The 16902-nt window shown below is 70.4% G+C and carries 15 protein-coding genes; 12 read left to right on the plus strand and 3 right to left on the minus strand.

Translation table 11 applies throughout. From position 1 onward, the window contains the following. Window position 1: 1 nt before the first annotated feature. Window positions 2-454: a copper chaperone PCu(A)C gene (locus ACJMKZ_RS16015; RefSeq protein ID WP_405234231.1), complete on the minus strand. Its 453-nt coding sequence runs from the start codon at window positions 452-454 to the stop codon at window positions 2-4. Then, window positions 454-1098, minus strand: coding sequence for an SCO family protein (locus ACJMKZ_RS16020; protein WP_405234232.1), 645 nt, complete (start codon window positions 1096-1098; stop codon window positions 454-456). The genes ACJMKZ_RS16015 and ACJMKZ_RS16020 overlap by 1 nt, the downstream gene beginning before the upstream one ends. Window positions 1099-1266: 168 nt before the next feature. On the opposite strand from ACJMKZ_RS16020, the gene prmB reads away from it, so the two are divergent. The 12 genes from prmB to miaE all read left to right on the plus strand — a co-directional run bounded on the left by prmB (window position 1267) and on the right by miaE (window position 15932). After that, window positions 1267-2205, plus strand: a complete 939-nt coding sequence (prmB, locus tag ACJMKZ_RS16025) for a 50S ribosomal protein L3 N(5)-glutamine methyltransferase (RefSeq protein ID WP_405234233.1) — start codon at window positions 1267-1269, stop codon at window positions 2203-2205. A gap of 7 nt (window positions 2206-2212) precedes the next feature. After that, a complete protein-coding gene (gene aroC / locus ACJMKZ_RS16030) occupies window positions 2213-3316 on the plus strand; it encodes a chorismate synthase (RefSeq protein ID WP_405234234.1) in 1104 nt (367 codons plus the stop codon). A gap of 59 nt (window positions 3317-3375) precedes the next feature. Beyond that, entirely contained in the window at window positions 3376-4398 is a 1023-nt protein-coding gene (locus tag ACJMKZ_RS16035) for an aspartate-semialdehyde dehydrogenase (RefSeq protein WP_405234235.1), read from the plus strand. A gap of 105 nt (window positions 4399-4503) precedes the next feature. Then, on the plus strand, window positions 4504-7800 hold the full coding sequence (locus tag ACJMKZ_RS16040) for a FimV/HubP family polar landmark protein (protein WP_405234236.1): 3297 nt from the start codon (window positions 4504-4506) through the stop codon (window positions 7798-7800). Window positions 7801-7848: 48 nt separating this feature from the next. Further along, window positions 7849-8634, plus strand: coding sequence for a tRNA pseudouridine(38-40) synthase TruA (gene truA, locus ACJMKZ_RS16045; RefSeq protein ID WP_405234565.1), 786 nt, complete (start codon window positions 7849-7851; stop codon window positions 8632-8634). Window positions 8635-8665: 31 nt separating this feature from the next. Beyond that, window positions 8666-9538, plus strand: a complete 873-nt coding sequence (accD, locus tag ACJMKZ_RS16050) for an acetyl-CoA carboxylase, carboxyltransferase subunit beta (RefSeq protein WP_405234237.1) — start codon at window positions 8666-8668, stop codon at window positions 9536-9538. Window positions 9539-9569: 31 nt separating this feature from the next. Beyond that, a complete protein-coding gene (locus ACJMKZ_RS16055) occupies window positions 9570-10943 on the plus strand; it encodes a bifunctional folylpolyglutamate synthase/dihydrofolate synthase (protein WP_405234238.1) in 1374 nt (457 codons plus the stop codon). A gap of 70 nt (window positions 10944-11013) precedes the next feature. Then, window positions 11014-11727 carry an SPOR domain-containing protein gene (locus ACJMKZ_RS16060; RefSeq protein ID WP_405234239.1) on the plus strand — a complete coding sequence of 238 codons (714 nt, stop codon included), beginning with the start codon at window positions 11014-11016 and terminating at the stop codon, window positions 11725-11727. Window positions 11728-11813: 86 nt separating this feature from the next. Continuing rightward, window positions 11814-12422 (plus strand): CvpA family protein, encoded by a 609-nt coding sequence (locus ACJMKZ_RS16065; RefSeq protein ID WP_405234240.1) that lies wholly within the window; start codon window positions 11814-11816, stop codon window positions 12420-12422. Beyond that, window positions 12410-13969, plus strand: a complete 1560-nt coding sequence (purF, locus tag ACJMKZ_RS16070) for an amidophosphoribosyltransferase (protein ID WP_405234241.1) — start codon at window positions 12410-12412, stop codon at window positions 13967-13969. The genes ACJMKZ_RS16065 and purF overlap by 13 nt, the downstream gene beginning before the upstream one ends. A 77-nt stretch (window positions 13970-14046) precedes the next feature. Further along, on the plus strand, window positions 14047-15279 hold the full coding sequence (locus tag ACJMKZ_RS16075; RefSeq protein WP_405234242.1) for a serine/threonine-protein kinase: 1233 nt from the start codon (window positions 14047-14049) through the stop codon (window positions 15277-15279). Next, window positions 15267-15932 (plus strand): tRNA-(ms[2]io[6]A)-hydroxylase, encoded by a 666-nt coding sequence (miaE, locus tag ACJMKZ_RS16080; RefSeq protein WP_405234243.1) that lies wholly within the window; start codon window positions 15267-15269, stop codon window positions 15930-15932. Before ACJMKZ_RS16075 ends, miaE begins: the two co-directional genes overlap by 13 nt. 239 nt (window positions 15933-16171) lie before the next feature. Here the strand turns inward: miaE and ACJMKZ_RS16085 are convergent, their stop codons facing one another. After that, window positions 16172-16894: a UDP-2,3-diacylglucosamine diphosphatase gene (locus ACJMKZ_RS16085; RefSeq protein WP_405234244.1), complete on the minus strand. Its 723-nt coding sequence runs from the start codon at window positions 16892-16894 to the stop codon at window positions 16172-16174. Window positions 16895-16902: the final 8 nt, after the last annotated feature.

Here is a 16902-nt window from a genome sequence, read left to right on the forward strand (position 1 = left end):
CTCAGTTGGCGCCGCGGCGCACGGGCGCCTCGAAGGCCAGCACCCGGCCGTCCGCGAACGCGAGTTGTACGGTCACGCTGCTGCCAGGCGCGGGCAGCGGGTCGGCGAACAGCATCAGGTGGCGGCCGCCGGGGGCGAACGTGGCCGTCTCGCCGGCGGGTATGGTCACGCTGTCCAGCCGGCGCATGCGCATGACGCCGTCGGCCATCGTGGTCTCGTGGATCTCGGCCCGCGGGATGCCGTCGGCCGTCACCGCCTCGAGCACCAGGTCCTCGCCGCTGCCGTTCTCGAGCACGAAGTAGCCGGCCGTGGCGGAAGCATCCGGCGGCACCGCCCGTATCCACGGATCCTGGACGGCGATGCCCCCGGTCGGCGAGTCCGGCTGACAAGCGGCCAACATGCCCGTTCCCGCCAGCATGGCGAGCGCCGCGAGCAAGACCGCCGGCGAGCGCATCAGCCCGTGCCTCCGGGGGCGGCGGGTACCGCCCGGCCCTCGAGGATCGCGGCGAGGTCGCGCGCCATCGGCTCCACCCGGTGGGGCGTGCCGAAGACCGCGCGCAGCCGCGCGTCCGGCCCGATCAGCAGCACCGAGGCGCTGTGATCCACGGTGTACGCCGAGCGGTCCTCGTTCCAGACCTTCGCGCTGATGATGCCGAGTTCGCGGGTCAGCGCCTCGATGGCCTCCGGTGTGCCGGTGGCGCCCTGGAAGGCCGGGTCGAAGTAGCGCACGTAGTCGGCAATCGTGCCCGGGTCGTCACGATCGGGGTCGACGCTGGCGAACAGCACCCGGGGCACCGGGTCGCCTTCGCTCTCCAGCCGGCGTTTCACCGCCGCCAGGGTCTCGAGGGTGGCCGGGCAGATGTCCGGACAGTGGGTGAAGCCGAAGAACACCAGCGACCAGTCGCCCTCGAAATCGGCGCGGGTGAAAGCGCTCTCGTCTTCGCGGACGAGTTCGAAGGCGGGCAGGGCGCGGCCCGGGGAGAGGAGGGTGGCGGTCTCCACCTCGACGTCCCTGGGCAGCACCAGGCCGCCGATGACGATCCCCGCCACCAGCGCGAGGGCGGCGGCGGGCAGGAGTAGCGTGCTGGATCGGGTCATGAAGAGAGGCTCGTCGCTGGGCGTGATGCAGGGGTTTGACGCTTGAATTCGTTCGGGGTTCGGCCGCGGATTCTACCGTGTTCCCGGTCCCGCTTCGCGTTATCATCGCGGGTTACCGGTCGTCACCCGAAACGCCCACGCGCCAGCCACGTTCCAGGTCCACGTCAGATGAGCCCCGCCACCACGGCCGGCACCCCGGCCCTTGCCGCCGCCCGCATCCCGCGCAGGGTCGCCGACGCCATCCCTTGGCTGGCCGACTGGTTCGACGCGGCGGACCTCTGCTACGGCCACGGCACCGACAATTCCCTGGACGAGGCCGCCTGGCTGGTGCTGGCGGTGGCCGGGGTCGACTTCGACGACCCGTCCGCGCCGGAACGGCTGCTCGGCGATGCCGAGCGCGAGCGCATCGCCGAATTGGCCACGCGCCGGCGGCGCGACCGCGTCCCGCTGGCCTATCTGCTGGGCGAGGCCTGGTTCGCCGGACGCCGCTATTACGTGGACGAGAGCGTGCTGGTGCCTCGCTCGCCCCTGGCGGAGCTGATCCTGGAGCGCTTCGCGCCGTGGGTGCGGCCGGAGCAGGTGCGGCGCATCCTCGATATCGGCACCGGCAGCGGCTGCATCGCCTGCGCCCTGGCCCACGCGTTCCCCGACGCCCGCGTCGATGCGGTGGACGTCTCGCCCGACGCCCTCGCCGTTGCCCGCCGCAACGTGCGCGAGCACGGTCTCGGCGATCGGGTGGAGCTCCTGGAGGGCGACCTGTTCGCCCCCGCGGCCGGGCGGCGCTACGACCTCATCGTCAGCAACCCGCCCTACGTGGACGCCGACGCCATGGCCGCCATGCCGGCGGAGTACCGACGCGAGCCCGCCATCGGCCTGGCGGCGGGCGAGGACGGTCTGGCATCGGTGCGGACTATCCTGAATAATGCGGGCGCATATCTCGCGCGGGACGGGGTGCTGGTGGTCGAGGTGGGGGACAGCCAGCGGGCGCTGGAGCAGGCGCGGCCGGATCTGCCGTTCGTCTGGCTCGAGTTCGAGCACGGCGGCAGCGGTGTCTTCCTCCTGACCGCCGGGGATCTGGAGAGCGCCGGCGGCGCCACGACAACCTGAGCAGAGCATGTCCGGAAACACATTCGGCCGGCTATTCACGGTCACCACCTTCGGCGAGAGTCACGGCCGCGCGCTGGGCTGCGTGGTGGACGGCTGCCCGCCGGGCATGGCGCTCGCGGAAGCCGATATCCAGCACGATCTCGAGCGCCGCCGCCCGGGCAAGAGCCGTCACGTGAGCCCCCGCCGCGAGCCGGACCAGGTGCAGATCCTCTCCGGCGTGTTCGAGGGGGTGACCACCGGCACGCCCATCGGGCTCGTGATCGAGAACACCGACCAGAAGTCGAAGGACTACTCCGAGATCAAGGGCAAGTTCCGGCCCGGCCACGCGGACTACACCTACCAGCAGAAATACGGCATCCGGGACTACCGGGGCGGCGGCCGGGCGTCTGCGCGGGAGACCACCATGCGGGTGGCCGCCGGCGCCATCGCCAGGAAGTACCTGGCCGAACGGCTCGGTGTCGCCATCCACGGCTATGTCTCCCAGCTCGGCCCCCACGTGATCGAGGCGAAGGACCCGGCGGCGGCCGAGGACAATCCCTTCTTCTGCCCGGACCCGGACCGCGTGCCGGAGTTCGAGGCCTACATGGACGCGCTCAGGAAGGAGGGCAATTCCATCGGCGCACGGGTGACCGTGCGCGCCAGCGGCGTGCCCGTGGGCCTGGGCGAACCCGTGTTCGACAAGCTGGAGGCGGACCTGGCTCACGGTTTGATGAGCATAAACGCGGTAAAAGGGGTGGAATTCGGAGCGGGTTTCGCCGTGGTGGGGCAGAAGGGCAGCGAGCATCGGGACGAGATCGACGCCGGCGGTTTCCGCAGCAACCGGGCCGGCGGCACGCTGGGCGGCATCTCCAGCGGCCAGGACATCCTGGTGAGCATCGCGCTTAAACCGACCTCCAGCATCCGCATCCCGGGCCGCACGGTCGACCGGAGCGGGGCGGAGACGGACATCGTGACCAAGGGCCGTCACGATCCCTGCGTGGGGCTCCGCGCCACGCCCATCGCCGAGGCCATGGTGGCGCTGGTGCTCATGGATCATTACCTGCGGCACCGCGGCCAGAACGCGGATGTGACAAACAACGTAGGAGGGCCTTCAGGCCCGATTGGCGAATAATGGATCGGGCCTGAAGGCCCTCCTACACAGTCAGAAAGCAAAGGAGATAACCGAAACCCATGTCGAACACGTATGACGTCGCAGTCGTCGGGGCCACCGGCCTCGTGGGCGAAAACATGATCGGGATACTGGAGAGCCGGGGCTTTCCGGTGGGGCGGCTCTATCCGCTCGCCAGTGCCCGCTCGGTCGGCCGCACCGTGACCTTCCGCGGCGAGGAGGTCGACGTGGAGGACCTGGCCGAGTTCGATTTCTCCCGGGCGCAGATCGCGCTGTTCTCCGCCGGCGGCTCGGTCTCCGAGGTGCACGCCCCCCGGGCCTGGGATTCCGGCTGCGTCGTGGTCGACAACACCTCGTTCTTCCGCTACGACGACGACATCCCGCTGGTGGTGGCGGAGGTGAACCCCGAGGCCATCGCCGGCTACACCACCCGCGGCATCATCGCCAATCCCAACTGCTCCACCATGCAGATGCTGGTGGCGCTGAAGCCCATCCACGACCGCGCCCGCATCCTGCGTATCAACGTCGCCACCTACCAGGCGGTCTCCGGCGCGGGGCGCAGCGCCGTCGAGAAACTGGCGAAGGACTCCGCGGCGATGCTGAGCGGCAACCCGCCCGACGAGGAAGGGCCGGAGAAGCGGGTGGCTTTCAACGCCGTGCCCCACATCGACGTCTTCCTGGATAACGGCTACACCAAGGAAGAGATGAAGATGGTGTGGGAGACCCGCAAGATCTTCGACGACGACACCATCGAGGTGAATCCGACGGCCGTGCGGGTGCCGGTGTTCTACGGTCATTCCGAGGCCGTGCACATCGAGACCGAGGTGAAGCTGAGCGCCGACGACGTGCGCTCGCTGCTGGCGGATGCGCCGGGCGTGAAGGTGATCGACGGCCACGAGGCCGGCGCCTATCCGACGGCCGTCACCGAGGGTGCGGGCACCGACGAGGTCTACGTCGGCCGCATCCGCGAGGACATCAGCCACCCGTCCGGCATCGACCTCTGGGTGGTGTCCGACAACGTACGTAAGGGCGCGGCTCTAAATAGCGTGCAAATAGCTGAAATATTGGTCAAAAATTATTTATAGGCTATAGTTGGCCACGGATTAATGTTAAACGAGCTTGCTAATCTGACCCCGCAGCCTGCCCCCGTTGGACGGCTGCGGGTCAGTTTTATGAGCCGGAGAAGACTTATGCTCGGAAGACTCGCTGGCGCCACGCTGATTCTGCTCCTGGCGTGGTCGGGGACGGCTCAGGCCCTGGGCCTCGGGGACATCAGGCTCGAGTCCGCTCTGAACGAGCCTTTCCGGGCCGAGATCGAGCTCCTGTCGGTGACGCCGGAAGAACTCGAGGGCCTCACCGTCCAGCTGGCGCCGACCGAGACATTCCGCCGCTACGGCATCGACCGTCCTTCGTTCCTGAGCGGGTTCCGGTTCGAGATCCGGCAGCTGTCCGGCGACCGGGGCGTGGTCCGCATCACTTCCCGCGATCCGGTCACCGAACCGTTCGTGACCTTCCTGGCGGAGGCGGTCTGGCCACGGGGTCGCCTGCTGCGTGAGTACACCGTTCTGCTGGATCCGCCGACCTTCGCGAGCGAGGAGACGGCGGAACAGCCCGCCCCGGTGCGGGCGCCGGCGGCGCCGGCGCAGCGCAGCCCGGATGCGGGCAGTATCCGGCGTGCACCGGAGCCCCGGCAGACCTCGGCCGGGCTCGGCGCCGGCGACACCTACCGGGTGCCGCGCAACGAGACGCTGTGGGGCATCGCCCAGCGCGTGCGGCCGAGCGGCCTGACCATCAACCAGGTCATGGTGGCGCTGTACGAGAACAACCCGGACGCCTTCGACGGCAACATCAACCGGTTGCGCGAGGGCGCCGTCCTGCGTATCCCGTCCGACGATGCGATGTACGGCATCAACCGCTCCGAGGCGGTGGCCGAGGTCAGCCGACAGAACCAGGCCTGGCAGGGCGGCGAGTCCGGCAGCCTGCGCCTGGTACCCCCCGACGAGGCGCCGGAGACGGCACCGACGGTGGGCACCGCGGCCGGCACGACGGCTGCCGGGGCCGCGGGCGGCGCCAGTGCGGCGGAGGCCGAGCGGCTGCGCCGGCTCGAGGCGGAACTGGCCGAACGCGAGCGCCTGCTGGCCATCAAGGATCAGGAACTCGCCCGGCTGCGCGAGCAGCTGGCGAGCCGTGAGGAGGCAGCGGAAGCGCCGCCCGCGGCGGCCGAGGACGAGACCGCCACCGCGGCGCCTGGCGTCGATCTGGAGGCCGAGGGCGAGGCGGCTGCCGATGCCGGCGGCGACGAGATCTTCGCCGAGGCCGACCCCGAGTCCGATCTCGAGGGCGAGCCCGGCGCCACCACGGAAGCCGGGGAGACGACGGCGGAGGACGAGCAGCCGGCGGCGCAGGAGCCCGCACCCGCCCGCACGACGCCGGCGGTCGTGACGACCGGCCGCGAGGACGAGGGCGGCATCATGGGACTGCTGGGCGGCCTGCTCGGCAGCATCTGGACCTACGTGGGTCTGGGCGTCGTCGTCATCGCTCTGCTGTTGCTCGTGCTCGCACGGCGCCGGGGCGGCGAGGCCGTCGAGGACAGCACCGGCACCTGGGAGGCGCTGGACGACGACTTCCAGGACGACGAGGAGCGCGAGGCCACCGAGCGCCTGCGTGCGCTCGCGAGCGACGATGACTCCATCCTGGTGGTGGAGAAAGAAGAGCGGCCCTCGGGCACCGGCGCCGCGGCGGCGGCAGCAGGCGCCGGAGCCGCAGCGGCGGCAGGCGCGGCGGCCAGGGCCGACGAGCAGCCGGATACGGGGGCGAGCGGCAGCTATTCGCTGGAGGATACCTTCAGCAGCGAGACGGCGATCAATCTGGACCAGACGGATCCGCTGGCCGAGGCCGACTTCCACATGGCCTACGGACTCTACGACCAGGCGGCGGACCTGATGCGCAATGCCATCGCGGCGGACCCGGACCGCACGGACCTGAAGGCCAAGCTCGCCGAGGTGTACTTCGTCTGGGGCAACAAGGACGCGTTCGTGGACGCGGCCGAGAACCTGCATGACGCGCTCGGCGGCGACGCCGGCGAGAAGGATGCCGACTGGGACAAGATCGTGATCATGGGCCAGCAGATTGCGCCCGACCACGAACTGTTCGCGGGCGCCGCCGCGGCCGGCGGGGGCGACGTCGACCTGTCCTTCGACGAGGAGAGCGGCGTGGGCACGCTGGATGTCGATTTCGGCTCCGACGAGGAAAGCGACGTCGATCTGGCATTCGGCGGGGACGAGGACAGCGGCGAGGCCGACCTGGGGGGCACCTCGGGCGGCCTGGATTTCGTGCTCGACGAGACCGGTGAGCGCACCGGTACCAACGAGATGCTGCTGGATCCGGCGGATCTGGCCGAGACGGGCGAGTATGGCCAGCATGGGGCGTCGGACGAGAGCCTCGGCGGCGAGGAGCCCACCCAGGAATCGCCGACGCTGGAGACCCCGTTCGAGGAGGACACCCAGGAGTCGCCGACGCTGGAGACGCCGTTCGAGGAAGAGGATACCCGGGAGTCGCCGACGGTGGAGACGCCGGCCGGCGCCTCGGCGGACGAAGCGGCGGACGACGAGATCACTCAGGAGACCCCGACCATCGAGACCTGGGGCCTGGGCGAGGACGAGACCACCGAGTTGCCGGCAGGCGGCGAGGAAGAGCAGCGCCGCTCCGAGCAGACGGCCGAGATCGATCTGGACGACCTGGGACTGGATCTGGACGGCCTCGAGGAGTCCGGCGAGCGTTCGGCCACCGTGCTGCAGTTCCACGACGACGACAGCGAATCCGACGACGACCTGCTGGACCGCACCGGCGAGACCCAGGTGCTGGGCGACGACGACGTGACGATGCTCGCGCCGGGCGGTGCCGGCGCGGACGAGCCCATCGGTCATGAGTCCGGGGACGAGGAGTCCGGCGACGACGACGCGACCACCCTGGCGCCCGCGGCGGACAGGGACTTCGCCGAGACCGAGGCGCTGGACGAGCGCGACGATGACGACGACACGGGTGCCACGGGCCGCATGCCCCGCCTGGCCGCGGAAGACGTGGACGTCGACCTGGACGATCTCACGGCCGCCATCAAGCAGAGCGACCTCGGCGACCTCGAGACCCCGCGGGACGAGGACGACACCGTCGAACAGCCCGCCTCGGCCGACGCCTCCGGCCGCTTCAGCAGCGATGTGTTCGACGACGACGAGCTGGACTCCATCCTCGACCTCGACGTGGGCGAGGACCTGTCCGACGAGGACGATGCGCCCACCGAGACGGGCATGCAGGAGGCCGGCGAGGGCCGCACCCAGACCGAGGTGGGCACCAAGCTGGACCTGGCTCGGGCCTACGTGGACATGGGCGACCCGGAGGGTGCCCGCAGCATCCTGCAGGAGGTGCTCGAGGAGGGCGACGAAGGCCAGCGCCAGGAGGCCAACCGGCTGCTGGACGCGCTGCCCGATTGAGTGGCTGACCGGGACCGCCCGGCCGAACTTGTGGCCGAGCGCGTGGCCATGGGCGTCGAGTACGACGGCACCGCGTTCCACGGCTGGCAGCGCCAGTCTCACGGCCGCGCCATCCAGAACGCCTTCGAGGCCGCGCTGTCGGCGGTGGCCGACGGGCCAGTGGAAGCGGTCTGCGCCGGCCGTACCGACTCCGGCGTCCACGCCACCGGCCAGGTGATCCACTTCGAGCCGCCGGTGCGGCGCCGGCTGCGCAGCTGGCTGCTGGGCACCAACAGCAATCTGCCCGCCGACGTCAGCGCGAGCTGGGTGCGCACCGTCAGCCCCGACTTCCACGCCCGCTATTCGGCCGTGTCGCGCAGCTACCGCTATCTCATACTGAATCGGCCGGTGCGCTCGGCGCTGCACCGCCACCGCGCGTGCTGGGTGCACCAGCCCCTGGACGAGGGACGCATGGGCGAGGCGGCACGCCATCTCATCGGCGAACACGATTTCTCCGCCTTCCGCGCGGCCGGCTGCCAGTCCCGCTCGCCGGTGCGTAATGTCACCAGCATCATCGTGTCCCGGCGGGGCGAGTGGGTCGCCATCGACGTGAGCGCGAATGCGTTCCTGCAGCACATGGTACGCAACATCGCCGGTCTGCTGATCACGGTGGGCCGGGGCGAGCGCGAGCCGGCCTGGGCGGCGGAGCTGCTGGCCGGGAGGGACCGCACCGCCGGCGCCTTCGCCGCGCCGGCAGCCGGCCTGACGCTGATCGCCGTGGATTATCCGCCGGAGTTCGGTCTGCCGGACGGCCGTGATTTCGCGGGCCTGCCGGCAGCGCTGCCGCCGGTCTGACAGGGAAAGGACGAGGGGGTATCATCGCCGCATGAGCTGGTTCTCGAAAATCATGCCGTCTCGCATCAGCACGGAGGGACGCACCCGCTCGGTGCCGCGGGGCATCTGGATCAAGTGCCAGGCCTGCGACGCGCAGCTCTACCGCGCCGAGGTGGAGCGCAACCTGCACGTCTGCCCGAAGTGCGACTACCACATGCGCATCGGCGCGCGGCAGCGGCTGGAGTCCTTTCTGGACAAGGACTCCATCAACGAGCTCGACGCGGGCATACAGCCCCGCGACCCGCTGAAGTTCCGCGACAGCAAGCGCTACCGCGACCGCCTCTCCCAGGCCCAGAAGCAGACCGGCGAGAAGGACGCGCTGGTCACCGTCACCGGCGCGCTGCACAGCCGCCCGGTGGTCTGCTCGGCGTTCGAGTTCCGCTTCATGGGCGGCTCCATGGGCTCCGTGGTCGGCGAACGCTTCGCCCGCGCCGCGGAGCATGCGCGCGAGACCAGTATGCCGCTCATCAATTTCTCGGCCAGCGGCGGCGCACGCATGCAGGAGGCGCTGTTCTCGCTCATGCAGATGGCCAAGACCAGCGCCGCGCTGGCGGCATTGGCCCGGGCGAGGGTGCCGTTCGTCTCCGTCATGACCGACCCCACCACCGGCGGGGTCTCGGCCAGCCTGGCGATGCTGGGCGACGTGAACATCGCCGAGCCGCGGGCGCTGATCGGTTTCGCCGGACCGCGGGTCATAGAGCAGACCGTGCGCCAGACGCTGCCGGAGGGCTTCCAGCGCAGCGAGTTCCTGCTCGAACACGGCGCGCTGGATATGATCGTCGACCGGCGGCAGATGCGCGATACCATCGCCGACCTCATCGCGATGCTGGAGCGCCGCCCCTCGCCGCTGCCGGCCTCTTCCTGATCCGGCACCTGCCCGCGTGGACGCTCCCCTCGTGAACAGGAGGGATTTCGACACCCTCGACGAATGGCTGGACTGGCAATCCGGGCTCAGCGCCACCGAGATCGAACTCGGCCTGGAGCGCGTGGCCCGGGTGCTCGGCGACATGGAGCTCGCGCGCCCGCCGCTGGTGATCACCGTCGGCGGCACTAACGGCAAGGGCTCGGCCGTGGCCCTGCTGGAGCATCTCGCCCGTCAGGCCGGCCGCCGGCCCGGCGTCTATACCTCGCCCCACCTCGCGCGCTACAACGAGCGCATCCGGCTCGACGGCCGCGAGGCGGACGACGCCGAGATCATCGCGGCCTTCCGGCGGGTGGAGGCGGTCCGGGGCGACGTACCGCTGACCTATTTCGAGTACGGCACGCTGGCCGCGCTGGCCGCCTTCGAGGCGGCCGGCACGGACTGCGTGTTGCTGGAGGTGGGCCTCGGCGGCCGGCTGGATGCCACCAACGCCGTGGATGCCGACGGCGTGATCATCACCAGCGTCTCCCTGGATCACGAGGAGTGGCTGGGCAGCGACCTCGAGTCGATCGGCCGGGAGAAGGCCGGCATCATGCGCCATTGTCGCCCGGCCGTCTTCGGCGGCCGGCAGCCGCCGGCCTCGGTGGCAGAGCATGCAGCGGCGGTCGGCGCCGATCTGCGGCTGGCCGGCCGGGATTTCCGCGCCGTGACCATGGATGATGATCCGCCCGATCAGGCCCCGCCGGACCGCTGGGACTGGGAAGGGCGGCGCACCACGCTGGCCGGACTGCCGCGGCCGGTCTTCGGCGGGCCGGAGCAGATCGAGAATGCCGCCGCGGTGTTCGCGCTGCTGGAGGCGCTCGATCTGGACGCCTGGCTGCAGCCGGACGCCGTCGCGCGCGCCCTCGTCGTGCCGGGTCCCGCGGGACGCCAGCAACGGCTGCGGGCCGGCGCGGACTGGTGGCTCGACGTGGCCCACAACGGCGCCGCTGCCCGGGCACTCGCCGACCGTCTGGCCGCAGAACCGGCTTCCGGCACCACTTTCGCGCTGGTCGGGTTGCTGGCGGACAAGGATGCGGCGGAATTTGCCACGGCCCTGGCCGGCGTCGTGGACGAGTGGCTGGCGGTGCCGCTGGAATCGCCTCGCGGCACCCCGGTCACTGCGCTCGCGGCCGCCATCGCGAACGCCACCGGCCGGGCATGCCGCATCGAGCCTTCGGTGGCCTCGGCGGTGGCAACGGCGCAGGCGCTCGCCGGTCCGGCCGACCGGGTCGTGGCGGCGGGCTCGTTCTATGTCGTCGGACCGGCTCTCGAGGCGCTTCGGCTATACTCGCCGCCGGAGCGCGAACAGCGCCCGCAGCCGCCGGCCGGCCGGACCCGGCAATCCGTGTCGGAAAACCGGCGCTGATGGAACTCGAACGGAAACACGAATACACACACGAATAGATGCACGGATGGGGGTATAGCTGCCTGTCGCCATGGATCGATCGACCAAAGAACGCCTGACCGGGGCCATCGTGCTCGTCGCCGTCGCCTGGCTCGTCATCCCGGTGTTCCTGGACGGCCCGGAGGAAGAGACCGGGACGGTCCGCCAGAGCGTGGACCTGCCGGGACAGGAGGGCCAGCCGACGCGCACCCGGCGCATCGTGCTGGACCCCCGGTCCGAGACCGTCCGCGGCGAGGAGGCCGGCGAGAAGATCACCGACCCGCCGCCCGCCACCCGGCGGCTGCCGGCGCCGGCGAGCGGCAGCGGATCGGCGGCGACGCCGGGCGATACGGCTGCAGCGGGTGAGGAAGCATCGTCGGCTGATGCTGCGGCGGACCCCGAGCCGACCGGCGCCGCTCAGGAGAACGCGGCCGATCGGGCATCGCAGGCCGCGCGTGAACCCGAGCCCGGACCCGAGCCGCAGCCCAGGCCTGCCGCCGCGTCGGCGCAGCAGTCATCGGCCACCGCGGCGGAGTCCCTGTGGGCGGTGCAGCTCGGCAGCTTCTCCAACGAGGAGAACGCGGAGGGCCTGGCGGCCGATCTGCGCGACCAGGGGTTCCCGGCCTTTCTCAGCCGGGTGCAGAGCGGCGGGCGCACGCTGCATCGGGTGCGCGTCGGGCCGCAGGGCAGCCGCGACGAGGCGGAGAAGGTGGCCGCGGCCCTCGCGAAGGCCGGGCAGAAGGGGCAGGTCGTCACCCATCCGTGAGGACCATTGTAAGTCTGATAAACTGACTGCCCGCCGACGCAGCGCCGTCCCCGTCCCATACTGACGATACTGAGCGAACACACGCCATGGTCCCGGTCGCAGATATCGCCATCGCCGTGCTGGTCCTGATCTCCATGATCGTCGGGGCCTGGCGCGGGTTCTTCAAGGAGGCCGTTTCCGTCATCTCCCTCGTCGTCGCCATCTGGCTAGCCTTCCAGCTCGCCCCGCTGGGCGCGGGCGTGGTGGAGACGGTGGCCGGCGACTGGATCGGCTCCGAGGGGCTGCAGGCCTGGATCGGCCGCGGCCTGATCTTCGTGGCGGTGCTGCTGATCGGCGGCCTCGTAGGCTGGCTGATTTCGATGGTCGTGGAGGCGAGCGGCCTGAGCGGTACGGACCGCTTCCTCGGTCTCGGCTTCGGCTTCGGCCGTGGCGCGCTGCTGGCCGGCGTGCTCGCGCTCGCGGGCGGCTATCTCGGCTTCTCCCAGGACCAGTGGTGGCAGGAGTCCCGCCTGATGCCCTACGCCGAGCGCATCGGCGACGGCATCCGCGTGCTGGCGCCGCGGGCCCTGGAGGCGATCGACGACATCAACGGCGCGGGCGGCGACACCCTGGAGGGGCCCGATGATGGCCCGGATGGCCCGATAGCGATGCGACCCGCCTCCGAATCGACCGGGAGGATCTCATGTGCGGCGTAGTCGGCATCGCGGGCACGAGCCCGGTCAACCAGGCCATCTACGACGCCCTGACCGTGCTGCAGCACCGGGGCCAGGACGCAGCCGGCATCGTCACCTGGGACGGCCACCGCCTGCATTCGCGCAAGAGCAACGGCCTGGTCCGGGACGTCTTCCACCAGCGCCACATGCTGCGCCTGAAAGGCAACATCGGCATCGGCCACGTGCGCTATCCCACGGCCGGTTGCTCCAGCTCGTCCGAGGCCCAGCCGTTCTACGTTAACTCCCCCTACGGCATCTGCCTGGGGCACAACGGCAATCTGACCAACGCCGCCGAGCTCTCGGACCTGCTCCGCCGCGAAGACCGGCGGCACCTCAACACGGGTTCCGACTCGGAGGTGCTGCTGAACGTGTTCGCTCACGAATTGCAGCAGCGCGCCGACGGCGAACTCACGCCGGACGTCGTCTTCGACTCGGTGGCCGCCGTGCACGAGCGCTGCCGCGGCGGCTATGCGGTGACCGCGCTCATCATCGGCCAGGGCATGCTCGCCTTCCGCGACCCCTACGGCATCCGCCCGCTGGTGCTGGGCAGCCGCCGCACGCCGGCCGGCACCGAGTACATGGTGGCCTCGGAGAGCGTGGCGCTGGATGCGCTCGGCTTCCGCCTCGTTCGGGACATCCTGCCCGGCGAGGCGGTGTTCGTGGACACCGCGGGCCAGCTGCACATGCGTGCCTGCGCCGAGCAGCGCGCCTACGCGCCCTGCATTTTCGAGTTCGTGTATTTCGCCCGGCCGGATACCATCATCGACCGGCTGAGCGTGTACAAGACCCGCCTGCGCATGGGCGAGACCCTGGCCGACCAGATCCTCGCCGCCCGGCCCGACCACGACATCGACGTGGTGATCCCCATACCGGATACGAGCCGCACGTCGGCGGTGCAGGTGGCTCATCGCCTGGGCGTGAAGTACCGGGAAGGCTTCATCAAGAACCGCTACATCGGCCGGACCTTCATCATGCCGGGCCAGGCCATGCGCGAACGCTCCGTGCGGCGCAAGCTGAACGCCATCGACCTGGAGTTCCGCGGCAAGAACGTGCTGCTGGTGGACGACTCCATCGTGCGCGGCACCACCTCCCAGCAGATCATCCGCATGGCGCGGGAGGCCGGCGCACGCAAGGTCTATTTCGCCTCGGCAGCGCCGCCGGTTCGCTACCCCAATGTCTACGGCATCGACATGCCGGCGGCCAGCGAGCTCGTGGCCCACGGCCGCTCCGAGGCCGAGGTGGAGAAGCTGATCGGCGCCGACTGGCTGATCTACCAGGACCTCGACGACCTGGTGCGGGCGGTGCAGCACGACGACGCCGAGATCAACGAATTCGACACCTCCTGCTTCTCCGGCAGCTACGTCACCGGCGATGTCACCGAGGAGTATTTGCGCCAGCTCGAGAGCGCCCGCTCCGACGAGGCCAAGCAGCTGTTCCTGGGCCTCGGTGGCCAGGGCGGCGAGGGCGGCGCCGGCCAGGCGGCGGACGAGGGCACGGAAGACAGCGACGCGGCCATCAGCACGGTCTAGGGCCTCGCGGCCCTTATCGTCCACAGACCATAGACCGTAGACCATAGACCTGGCCGCCGCGGCGGGAGAGCTCCGGGATGAGCCACAGATTCATGATCATCGACGCTCATCCGGAATTCCGGACACTGCTGATGCATCACATCACCACGGTCTGGCACGATGCGGTGATCACCGAATACGACCCGCACGTCTCCGGCGCGCTCGCCGATACCTTCGGCGGCGCCGACAACGACGTCGTCCTGATCGGCCACCGGCTCGGCAGCATGGACGGGCTGCAGGCGCTGCGCCGCTACTGCGCGCGCCCCTCGTTCCCGCCGGCGATCTTCTTCACGTCCAGCCGCGACCCGGCCGACGGCGCCCGGGCGCTGCAGTACGGCGCCCAGAGCTTCTTCCACAAGTCCGACATCGGCCATGCGGCCCTCATCGCTGCGCTGCGCCGGGCGCTCAGCTCGCGCCGCAGCCTCGCCTCCACCGACAGCCTGTTCTTCGGCGAGAGCGGCCACGATGGCAAGGGAGGCAAGGGCGGCAGCGCGCGGGGCTACAGGCTGCGGCGCAAGATCGCCTCCGGTGACGGCTCGGCCGTGTACCTGACCGAACACGAAGCCAGCGGCCGGGAGGTGGTGCTGAAGATCCTGCGCGAGGTTCCGGACGCCACCGACGAGGACGAGGACGCGCTGGCCCGGTTCCTGCAGGAGTTCGAAGTCATCGCCGAGTTGGACAACCCGAACATCGTGCGCATCCACGACTTGGGCATCGGCGACGATCACGCCTACATCGCCATGGAGTATTTCCCGGCCGGCGACCTGCGCACCCGCATCCGCGCGGGCATGGATGCCGACGAGGCGCTGGACGTCGCGCGCCAGATCGCCGGCGCGCTGAAGTCCATCCACGCCGTCGGCATCCTCCACCGCGACCTGAAGCCGGGCAACATCATGCTGCGCGAGGACGGCAGCATCGCGCTCATCGACTTCGGGCTGGCCAAGCAGCTGCGGCTGCGGGCGGAGATCACCGGCACGGGCGAGATCTTCGGCACGCCCTACTACATGAGCCCGGAGCAGGGCCACGGCCGACACACCGACGAGCGCTCGGACCTCTACAGCCTGGGCGTCATCCTGTACGAGATGCTGACCGGCGAAAAACCGTACACGGCCGACTCCGCCATGGGCATCATCTACAAGCACGGCCACGCGGACATCCCGCGGCTGCCGGCGGAAACCGCTGCCCTGCAGCCCCTGGTGGACGGCCTGCTGGCGAAAGACCCGGCGGACCGTTTCCAGTGCGCGGACGAGGTGCTGGCATGGCAGCCGTGAGGCCGGGCGAACCGCCAGCCGCGTCGACGAGTGCCGCGGTCGCCGTCCCGCGTGCGATACGCGAGTTCCTGGGCGCCGCCACGCCGGCGGCCTGGGTGGACGCCGCGGCCGCGGAGCCGGGCCTGATCCTGATCGATCACGCCAACTGCGAGCTGAAGGCGGCTTCCACCGCCATGAACCTCATCTACCGCTACCCCGAGCGCACCGACATCGGCTGGCAGATGTCCCGGCTGGCCCGGGAAGAGCTGCGCCACTACGAGCAGGTGCAGCGGTTGATGAAGACCCTGGGCGTCGCCCCCCGTCCCCTGAGCGCCTCGCGCTACGCCGCCGGCCTGCGCGAGGCCGCCCGCCGCCGCGATCCCGGCCGGCTCACCGACCTGTTGTTGATCGGCGCCCTCATCGAGGCCCGCTCCTGCGAGCGCTTTGCGCTGCTGGCGCCGCGCCTGGAACGGCGCATGGCGGCCCTCTATGCCGGCCTGCTGGCCTCCGAGGCACGCCACTTCGAGAACTACCTGGCCCTGGCCGGGACGGGGGAGGAGGGCGACGCCGTCGAGGCGCGACTGGCCGACCTCCGCGCCGTGGAGAACGAACTGGCAACGGCACCGGACACCGAACTCCGCTTCCACAGCGGCCCGCCCCCGACGACCACGTAGGAGGGCCTTCAGGCCCGATTCTTCTTACCCTACCCCCTTCTTTCCTGGCCGCCCTGCGGGGGTATCCATCTTGCTCCCGACAAAAGGTCGCGGCGATGGATACCGCCGCATGACGGCCGTGCTCGCGGCGGCGTGGAGGCTCTGCCCGTCAGCTACGCTCTCTGACTGGTGCCACACTTCACGGCCAACGCCGATAGAAAGCGGCCTCCGGGCTGGCAGGATCGGGCCTGAAGGCCCTCCTACAGGACCTTCCAGCGGTAGTCGGGGCCCTCGGGGGTCCAGTGCAGCACGGTGCCCTGCTCGTACCAGTCGCCGAGGACGATGCGGGTGGCGGGGGTGCCGTCCAGGTCCAGTTCGTGCACCGCCGGGCGGTGGGTGTGGCCGTGGACGAGCGTGGTCACACCGGCCTCGCGCAGGGCGGCGGCGACGGCGTCCGCGTTCACGTCCATGATGTCCTCGGCCTTGTCCACCATGGCCGCTCGGCTCTCCTCCCGGGCCTGGCCGGCCAGCGCCCGTCGTTGTTCCACCGACATCGACAGCACCTGCTGCTGCCAGGCCGGGTCTCGCGACTGGCGGCGGAAGGCCTGGTATTCCACGTCGTCGGTGCAATACGCATCGCCGTGGCTGAGCAGCACCGGCGTGCCGTAGAAGTCGCGGACCACCGGATCGTCGAGCAGCGTGAAACCCGTGCGTTCGGCGAACGCATCGCCGATCAGGAAGTCGCGGTTGCCGCGCATGAAGTAGCCGGCGACGCCCGCGTCGGTGAGCCGGCGCATGGCCGCCTGCACCTCGCGGTTGTGCTCGTCGGGATCGTCGTCGCCGATCCAGGCCTCGAACAAATCGCCCAGGATATAGAGCGCCTCCGCCTCCGCCGCCTCGGTCTGCAGGAAGCGGAAGAAGCGCTCGGTGATGTCGGGCCGGGCGGCCTGCAGGTGCAGGTCGGAGATGAACAGTTTCGTCATCGGATCGC

The organism is Lentisalinibacter salinarum (assembly GCF_040706555.1).
GTDB classification, from domain to species: Bacteria; Pseudomonadota; Gammaproteobacteria; order Steroidobacterales; family Woeseiaceae; genus Lentisalinibacter; species Lentisalinibacter salinarum.